The organism is Shigella sp. FC1967 (assembly GCF_001743005.1).
Taxonomy (GTDB): Bacteria; Pseudomonadota; Gammaproteobacteria; order Enterobacterales; family Enterobacteriaceae; genus Proteus.
In genome coordinates, this window is sequence record NZ_MIIZ01000421.1 from 1 (window position 1) to 9274 (window position 9274).

General features: G+C 38.4%; 7 protein-coding genes, 1 pseudogene and 1 other annotated feature. Of the genes and pseudogenes, 5 read left to right on the forward strand and 3 right to left on the reverse strand.

The genetic code is table 11. The annotated features are described in order from the left end of the window. The first annotated feature begins 9 nt into the window (after positions 1–9). Positions 10–1350 carry an anaerobic C4-dicarboxylate transporter gene (locus BHE89_RS03590; RefSeq protein WP_069367100.1) on the forward strand — a complete coding sequence of 447 codons (1341 nt, stop codon included), beginning with the start codon at positions 10–12 and terminating at the stop codon, positions 1348–1350. 73 nt (positions 1351–1423) lie between these two features. On the opposite strand, the pseudogene pheA reads toward BHE89_RS03590, so the two are convergent. From pheA to bamD, 3 genes and pseudogenes are all read right to left on the reverse strand, one after another. Then, positions 1424–2582, reverse strand: a pseudogene (gene pheA, locus BHE89_RS03595) (bifunctional chorismate mutase/prephenate dehydratase). 35 nt (positions 2583–2617) lie between these two features. Then, positions 2618–2734: a sequence feature (Phe leader region), on the reverse strand. A 153-nt stretch (positions 2735–2887) separates the two neighbouring features. Further along, positions 2888–3223 carry a ribosome-associated translation inhibitor RaiA gene (raiA, locus tag BHE89_RS03600; protein WP_069367102.1) on the reverse strand — a complete coding sequence of 112 codons (336 nt, stop codon included), beginning with the start codon at positions 3221–3223 and terminating at the stop codon, positions 2888–2890. A 271-nt stretch (positions 3224–3494) separates the two neighbouring features. Then, positions 3495–4229 (reverse strand): outer membrane protein assembly factor BamD, encoded by a 735-nt coding sequence (bamD, locus tag BHE89_RS03605; RefSeq protein ID WP_069367103.1) that lies wholly within the window; start codon positions 4227–4229, stop codon positions 3495–3497. Positions 4230–4364: 135 nt separating this feature from the next. Between bamD and rluD the strand changes: the two genes are divergently transcribed. The 4 genes from rluD to BHE89_RS24245 all read left to right on the forward strand — a co-directional run. Further along, positions 4365–5342, forward strand: a complete 978-nt coding sequence (rluD, locus tag BHE89_RS03610) for a 23S rRNA pseudouridine(1911/1915/1917) synthase RluD (RefSeq protein WP_069367104.1) — start codon at positions 4365–4367, stop codon at positions 5340–5342. Then, positions 5343–6074 carry a purine nucleoside phosphorylase YfiH gene (gene yfiH / locus BHE89_RS03615; RefSeq protein ID WP_069367105.1) on the forward strand — a complete coding sequence of 244 codons (732 nt, stop codon included), beginning with the start codon at positions 5343–5345 and terminating at the stop codon, positions 6072–6074. It begins immediately after the preceding gene. A gap of 147 nt (positions 6075–6221) precedes the next feature. Next, entirely contained in the window at positions 6222–8795 is a 2574-nt protein-coding gene (clpB, locus tag BHE89_RS03620; protein ID WP_069367106.1) for an ATP-dependent chaperone ClpB, read from the forward strand. Between the two features lie 274 nt (positions 8796–9069). Further along, on the forward strand, positions 9070–9274 hold a 205-nt coding region (locus BHE89_RS24245), incomplete at its 3' end, for a hypothetical protein (protein WP_216080977.1).

Sequence of the window (9274 nt, forward strand, 5' to 3'; positions counted from 1 at the left end):
GGGTAATTTATGGATTTTTTAATACAACTCGCCATTATATTAGTGTGTCTATTTTATGGAGCTAGGAAGGGAGGAATTGCATTAGGTCTATTAGGCGGTGTAGGTCTGGTTATTTTAGTTTTTATTTTTAACCTGCCTCCAGGAAAACCACCTGTTGATGTAATGTTAGTTATTATTGCCGTTGTTTCTGCCTCAGCGACATTACAAGCATCTGGTGGATTAGATGTTATGTTGCAGATAGCAGAAAAATTATTACGTAAAAATCCAAAATATATTTCTATTGTTGCGCCACTCGTAACTTGTACTCTTACAATATTATGTGGTACTGGGCATGTTGTTTATACCATATTGCCTATTATTTATGATGTGTCGATTAAAAATAATATTCGCCCTGAAAGACCTATGGCAGCAAGTACAATCGGCTCTCAAATGGGGATTATTGCTAGCCCTGTTTCCGTTGCTGTTGTGACATTAGTCGCAATGCTCGGTGGTGTGACTTTTAATGGTAAACACCTTGAGTTCCTAGATTTATTGGCAATTACTATTCCTTCTACTTTTATTGGTATTTTAGCTATTGGTATTTTTAGCTGGTTTCGAGGGAAAGATTTAGATAAAGACCAACGCTTCCAAGAATTTGTTTCAGTTCCTGAAAATCATGATTATGTTTATGGTGATACAGCAACACTTCTAGATAAAAAGCTACCGATGAAAAACTGGGTAGCAATGTGGATTTTCTTAGGTGCAATTGCTGTTGTTGCAATATTAGGTGCCTTTTCTGAAATACGCCCTGTTTTTAATGGTAAACCATTATCTATGGTGCTTGTTATTCAGATGTTTATGTTATTAGCTGGCGCATCAATTATTATTATTTGTAAAACCAATCCTTCTCTTATTTCTAAAAATGAAGTGTTCCGTTCAGGGATGATAGCAATTGTTGCTGTATATGGTATTGCTTGGATGGCAGAGACAATGTTCTCTGCACATATGAAAGAAATAGAAGCAGCATTGGGGCAATTAGTTCGGGAATACCCTTGGGCTTATGCGGTTGTATTATTGTTAGTATCTAAATTTGTGAATTCACAAGCAGCTGCTTTAGCCGCTATTGTTCCTTTAGCATTGGGGATTGGTGTTGATCCTGCTTATATTATTGCGTCGGCACCCGCTTGTTATGGTTATTATATTCTACCAACTTACCCTAGTGACTTAGCCGCAATTCAATTTGACCGTTCTGGTACAACTCGAATAGGGCGTTTTGTCATTAACCACAGCTTTATTCTACCGGGATTAATTGGTGTTACCGTTTCTTGTGTCTTTGGTTGGGTATTTGCAGCGATGTATGGTTTCTTATAATTCATTTTAAAATAAAAACAAAAAAGAAAAGCCGGATAGTTATATGCTATCTGGCTTTTCTTTTTGAGTGAGGTTATTTCACTTCAACAGGAACAACATTTTCTGAAGGATAACAACCTAGGATTTTTAATGAACGTGTAGTTTGTGATAAATCGTGTAAGGCTTTTTGCATATTGATATCACGTAAATTTGCTTGAACATCAATATAAAACATCTCTTCCCAAGGCGTGCCATTAATAGGACGAGACTCAAGTTTGGTCATAATAATATCGTATTTTTTTAAAATCATTAATGCATCGACTAATGCACCCGCTTGTTGCCCTGTTGCCATTAAGAAGGTTGTTTTCGCGGGCACTTGCTCTGAAACATCAATAGCTTTTCGTGCAATAACAATAAAGCGTGTTACGTTTATTTGTTGGTTTGCTAAATTGCTAGCCAAAGGTTTTAAACCATAAAGAGAGCCTCCCGCTTCACTCCCAATAGCAGCAACATGTGGTGATTGTGCAAGAGCTACTTTTTCCATTGCAGCCGCTGTACTTTCGCAGTATTCGATTTTCCAGTGTGGATACTGATTTAAATAATGGCTACATTGCTGGAAAGGTTGAGGGTGACTATAAATAGTTTGTAACTCTTCTGTGCGGGTATCAACACTTGTTAAAAGGGCATGATTAATAGGAATGCGAATTTCTCCAACAATAGAGATTGATGTTGTTTGCAGTAAATCGTAAACATCATTAATGGCACCAGAACTGGTATTTTCAATTGGAAGCAAACCGTAATCAGCTTGACCTGTATCAACAAGTGTAAAAATGTCGTCAAACTTCTGACAAGTGCAATCAATGAAGGTATCAAAATGGCGAGCGGCATATTGACGAGCCGCAATATGTGAATAAGAGCCTTTAGGTCCTAAATAAGCAATTCTGGCCGATGCATTGGGTGTCGCATTAAGGTGTTGTTGTAGAATGGCTTGTTGAGTTAATACGGAGTCTTCAATGATCATTTGAAAAATACGACTAATATAAAAACCATCTAGCCCAACGTTTTTTTCCTTTCTCAATTAATAAATCAAGTAGTTCACGCTCACGATTTTTATCTCTAATAGGGCGATGTGTATTCAATTTAAATTGAGCAACATCAGCAGATAATTGACGTCTGTTTGCTAACAATGTTAGTAATTCTGAATCTAACGTTGTGATTTTATCTCTGATTGCTAATAAATCGAGTTTTTCCATGTTTAAGCCCTATACCGTTATGTCATACCATCATAAATAAAAAAGCCTCCAATTTGGAGGCTATTGTCGTTCTTACTTTTCTTTCTGAAATGACTAAGCCTCTTAATGAAAGAGTAGAAAGAAAAAGAAGAAAGGCAAATGTGAATATTTGTTCATTATATTGATTGGTCAATATTTAACATATCTCTATCAAACATGATGATGTGAAAGGAGTCAAGAAAAATACAATAAAAAGCGCATCACAAGGATGCGCAGAGGCGTTTTGAGTCAGTGATTTATTCTAATTTTTAATCTTGTTTTACTATTTATATTTCATCGACAAGTAAATTTTCTTCCTTCAGACTGTTATTAGCTCGACGAGATTCATTTTTATGCTGAACTTTGTTTAATTGACGTTCAAGTTTTGCGAGTAAGTCATTAATTGCAACATACATATCGGTGTGTTGTGCATTAGCGACCAATTGCCCATTTGGTGTATGAATGCTGGCATCAACACTAAAACCTTTTGGATCTTTTGTCAGAATAATATGAGGGTTGATTAAATTCACCTGCCATTTATTGAGTTTAGTTAGACGGCTTTCAATGTGCTCACGTAGTGCTGGGGTAATTTCCATTTGCTTGCTAGTAATATTTATAATCATATAGTTACCTCTTTATTACTCCGTCTTCGATAACTTCAGAATATCGTGATACACAATTTAAAACATGATCAAAATCACTTTTTTGTTAGATGTCTATGTAACTAGTAATAGAAACGTGACAAATGATAGATAGCTGAAAAGACCGCTTGTTAAGTTGCATTTATTCAGTCATATTAGGAAGGTTGGACTGATGAAAAGTAAAGACAATTTAGCTAGAAAAGAATAAAAAAACAGCAGCGATAAGCTGCTGTTTTTGATGGTGATGTCTTAATTAGGCTGGATTTGCTGCAATTAATGAAGCTACTTTATCTGCTTCTTGTGTCAGACCTAATTCTTTATACGCATTTTCCATATAGACAAGCGCGTCACGAGTGGCTTGTGTATCAGGATAATTACGCATCATTTGCTCTACTCTATTAATAACCGCGACATAAGCCCCTCGTTTAGTATAGAATTTCGCAACAGAAAGATCATACTTCGCTAAACGGTTTTTAAGAAAGACGAGGCGTTTGGTTGCATCGGCGGCGTAAAGGCTGTCTGGATAGTAACGAACTAATTGACTAAAATCTTTAAATGCCACAATTGCATGTTGAGGATCACGGTCTGAACGATCAATACCAAAGAATCCTTGTAATGCACTATCATCTAATGCTTGAGCAGTTAAGCCTCGCATATAAAGAACATAGTCGATATTAGGATGGGTTGGGTTTAATCGCATAAAACGGTCGATTGCAGAAATCGCCATTGGTAGTTCCGCTGACTTATAATAAGCATAAATCAGATCGAGTTGAACTTGTTGCGAGTAAGGGCCAAAAGGATAGCGATTATCGAGAGACTCTAATTGTTTGATAGCCGCTCCATAATTGCCATCTAGCAATTTTTCCTGACTGGTTGAGTAAAGCTCAGAAGGTGACATATCGGCAGTAGCGTCTTTGTCTGAACTCGAACAGCCAGTAAGTAACAGGCTTAAAGTGGCCGCTGCCACCAGGTATTTAATGCGTCTCATCACGTATTGATTATCCTCTGAATAGGTTTGGGGAGTCTCTCCGTGAAGCTCCCCTGAAATCGGTTACACTATAACTCATTTTAAATGAAACGGCTGTGCCGTCAAAACACTAACTTAATTAATAGAAAATTATTTATGTCTCAACAAATACGACTTAATGCTACAGTCGCAGATTCACAGCTGGGTCAACGCTTAGATCAGGCTTTGGCCGAAATGTTCCCTGATTATTCAAGATCTCGTATAAAAGAGTGGATCTTAGACAATAGAGTGCAGGTTAACGATAAAATCATCAATAAGCCAAAAGAAAAAATGCTTGGCGGTGAAAAAATTGAAGTCGATGCCTTAATTGAAGAGGAAGTTCGTTGGGAGCCTCAGAATATTCCGTTAAATATCGTCTATGAAGATGATGATATTTTAGTTATCAATAAGCCAAGAGATCTCGTTGTGCATCCTGGTGCTGGTAACCCTGATGGCACCGTATTAAACGCATTACTTTATCGCTATCCAGAGATTGCTAATGTCCCTCGTGCAGGTATTGTCCATCGATTAGATAAAGACACAACAGGTTTAATGGTTGTTGCAAAAACAGTTCCTGCTCAAACGCATTTGGTAGAAGCTTTACAACGTCGTGAAATCACGCGTGAGTATGAAGCGGTTGCAACAGGAAGAATGACTGCTGGAGGAGTAGTGAATGAACCTATTTCTCGACATCCAACTAAACGGACTCATATGGCTGTTCACCCAATGGGTAAACCAGCGGTAACACATTATCGTGTTATGGAGCATTTCCGTGCTCATACGCGTTTACGTTTACGTTTAGAAACTGGCCGTACTCACCAAATTCGTGTTCATATGGCACATATTCACCATGCTTTAATTGGTGATCAGCTTTATGCAGGAAGACCTCGTCCTTTAAAAGGGGCATCAGATGAATTACGTGAAACGTTACGTTTATTTGATAGACAGGCTCTACATGCAACGATGCTACGCCTTTATCATCCAATAACAGGTATTGAAATGGAATGGCATGCACCATTACCTGATGATATGGTTAAGCTGATTGATGTGCTAAAAGCTGACGTTGAACAGTTCAAAGATGAAATGGATTGGTAAATGACTTCATTAATTTTTCCAGATTGGCCACAACCTGAAAATATTGGGGCTTGCAGTACCTTGAGAGAGGGGGGAGTGAGTCTGCCACCTTATAATAGCCTGAATTTAGGCGCTCATGTTGGTGATAAACTATCTGATGTCGAAGAAAATAGACGCAGATTGTGTCAGCAAGCTCAGTTGCCTGAAATGCCACTATGGCTTGAACAAGTTCATGGCACTCATGTTGTTACGCTAAGTGCTGAGAAAAATAATGAAATACAAGGTGATGCCCTTTACACCTCTACGGTGAAAAAAGTTTGCGCAATTATGACGGCAGATTGTTTGCCTGTCCTTTTTACAACGGTTGATGGAACAGAAGTTGGCGCAGCTCATGGTGGATGGAGAGGGCTTTGCCATGGTGTATTACAAAATACACTTGCACACTTTAAAGCTCCTAAAGATCAAATTATGGCATGGTTAGGACCGGCAATTGGACCCACCGCTTTTGAGGTGGGGGCTGAAGTCCGTTTGGCGTTTATAGAAAAAAATATAGCCTTTGAATCTGCATTTATTTCCCACAATGGTAAATACTTAGCTAATATTTATATGTTAGCGAGATTAATCTTACAGGAAAGTGGAGTAACCCAGATTTATGGTGGTGATTTTTGTACTGTAACGGATCCATCACGTTTCTTTTCTTATAGACGAGAGCATGTAACAGGGCGAATGGCATCATTAATCTGGATTAAATAAAACTTTCCTCTTAACGTTTTTCTCACTTATCTCAAATATTGATGAATATTTTTGCTCAAAATTTCTATTTTGAGCTTGAATATCGTCAAAATGACCTCATCTATTCTCCAGTTACGAATTTTACTTTAAATTTTTCTTGGAGGTGTTATGCGTCTGGATAAATTAACCAATAAATTCCAGCAAGCTCTCGCAGACGCCCAGTCATTGGCACTTGGGAACGATAATCAATTTATAGAACCCATACATTTACTGAGTGCGTTATTTAATCAACAAGGTGGCTCAATTCGCCCTCTATTAACATCCGTAGGTGTTAATGCATTGCAATTTAATGAGCGAATTAATGATGCTTTGTCTCGATTACCTAAAGTCGAAGGTGCTGGTGGAGAGGTTCATCCCTCAAATGATTTAATTAAGCACCTTAATTTGTGCGATAAATTGGCACAGAAAAAAGGTGACGAATTTATTTCGTCAGAGCTCTTCCTTTTAGCGGCCATGGAAACCGGTGGTCAAGTTGCTGACATGCTAAAAGCCGCCGGAGCGAATAAAGCAAGTCTCGAGATAGCAATTGAAAAAATACGTGGTGGAGAAACAGTGAACGATCAAAATGCAGAAGACCAGCGTCAGGCATTGAAAAAATATACTGTGGATTTAACGGAAAGAGCGGAACAAGGCAAACTCGATCCTGTTATTGGTCGTGATGAAGAAATAAGAAGAACCATTCAAGTTCTACAACGCCGTACTAAAAACAATCCAGTGCTTATTGGTGAGCCTGGTGTAGGTAAAACGGCGATTGTTGAAGGGTTAGCTCAACGTATTGTTAATGGTGAAGTTCCTGAAGGGTTAAAGAATAAGCGTGTACTTTCTTTAGATATGGGTTCTCTATTAGCGGGCGCCAAATATCGTGGTGAGTTTGAAGAACGTTTGAAAGCTGTTTTAAATGATTTATCTAAACAAGAAGGCAGTGTCATCCTGTTTATTGATGAATTACATACAATGGTTGGGGCTGGTAAAGCTGACGGTGCTATGGATGCGGGAAATATGTTAAAGCCTGCATTAGCTCGTGGGGAATTACACTGTGTGGGGGCAACAACACTTGACGAATATCGTCAATATATTGAAAAAGATGCGGCATTAGAGCGTCGTTTCCAAAAAGTGTATGTGGCTGAGCCAACCGTTGAAGATACTATCGCTATTTTACGTGGTCTGAAAGAACGTTATGAACTTCATCATCATGTTCAAATTACAGACCCTGCAATTGTTGCTGCGGCGACTTTATCTCATCGTTATATTTCTGACCGTATGTTGCCAGATAAAGCGATTGATTTAATTGATGAAGCAGGTGCAAGCTTACGAATGCAAATGGATTCAAAACCTGAGGCGTTAGATAGGCTTGATAGACGTATTATTCAACTTAAACTCGAACAACAAGCACTGCAAAAAGAGTCTGATGATGCAAGTAAGAAACGTTTAGATATGCTAAATGAAGAACTTGCTGAAAAAGAAAAAGAGTATTCTGTTTTAGAAGAAGAATGGAAAGCGGAAAAAGCTGAGCTTACAGGCACTCAACATATTAAATCTGAATTAGAGCAGGCTCGTATCACATTAGAGCAAGCTCGACGTAGTGGTGATTTGGCAAAAATGTCAGAGATCCAATATGGACAAATTCCAACATTAGAAAAACAGCTTGCTGAAGCTAATAAAGCTGAAGATAAGCATATGAAGTTGTTACGTAATAAAGTCACTGATGCTGAAATTGCAGAAATCTTAGCCCGTTGGACCGGTATTCCTGTCTCTAGAATGCTAGAAGGGGAACGTGAAAAATTGCTAAGAATGGAACAAGAGCTACATAGACGCGTTATTGGTCAGGCTGAGGCTGTGAGTGCTGTATCTAATGCTATCCGCCGTAGTCGCGCTGGATTATCTGATCCTAATCGCCCAATCGGTTCGTTCTTATTCTTAGGACCTACGGGGGTTGGTAAAACGGAGTTGTGTAAAGCATTAGCGAACTTCTTGTTTGATAGTGATGATGCAATGGTTCGTATCGATATGTCTGAATTTATGGAAAAACACTCCGTTTCTCGTTTAGTGGGTGCGCCTCCAGGATATGTTGGTTATGAAGAAGGTGGGTATTTAACAGAAGCCGTTCGTCGTCGCCCTTATTCAGTCATCTTGTTAGATGAAGTTGAAAAAGCGCACCCAGATGTATTCAATATCTTATTACAAGTATTGGATGATGGTCGTTTAACAGATGGACAAGGTAGAACAGTTGATTTTCGTAATACAGTTGTGATCATGACATCGAACTTGGGGTCTGATTTAATTCAAGAACGATTCGGAACAATTGATTACCCTGAAATGAAAACCATTGTGATGGATGTTGTTGGCCATCATTTTAGACCAGAGTTTATTAACCGTATTGATGAGGTTGTGGTATTCCACCCATTAGGTAAAGAAAACATTGCAGCGATTGCACAAATTCAGTTACGTCGTTTATACCAGCGTTTAGAAGAACGTGGTTATCACGTTACGATCACAGGCGCTGCATTAGAGAAATTGAGCGAAGTTGGATTCGATCCAATTTATGGTGCTCGTCCATTGAAACGGGCTATTCAGCAAGAGGTTGAAAATCCATTAGCTCAAGATATCTTGTCCGGTAAATTATTACCAGGCAAAGAGATTATCTTAGATTTAGATGATAATAAGATAATTGCAAAACAGTAATATAGAGCATCTTCTCTATTTACTACGATAAATAAGATATAATGTGAAACGGAAAAAGAGGCTTATATAAGCCTCTTTTTTTATGTTTTGTGTTTTCGCTGGGAAGAATGAAGATAATCTGTCAATGGCGTTTTTTATATTTGAAACTTTTTTAGCCAGAAAGTGTCTATTATTTGTGCCAAAAAGGTTAATTTGATTATTAAGTGCGCTGTCGAAGTTTTTTTTTTAAAATAATGCTTGTCACATTCAGAAAACTCCCTATAATGCGCCCTCGTTGTCACGGCAAACCACGCTAAGTGAGTTAGTCGAGAGAACGAAGAAAAAAGTGAAAAGCCTTGAAAATAAACGCTTGACACTCAATGAGGAAGATGTAGAATGCACCTCCTCGCAACAACGCAGAAGACCGGAAACGGCAGCGAATGTTGCACTGCTCTTTAACAAATTATCAGACAATCTGTGTGGGCACTCGCAGAGACGAT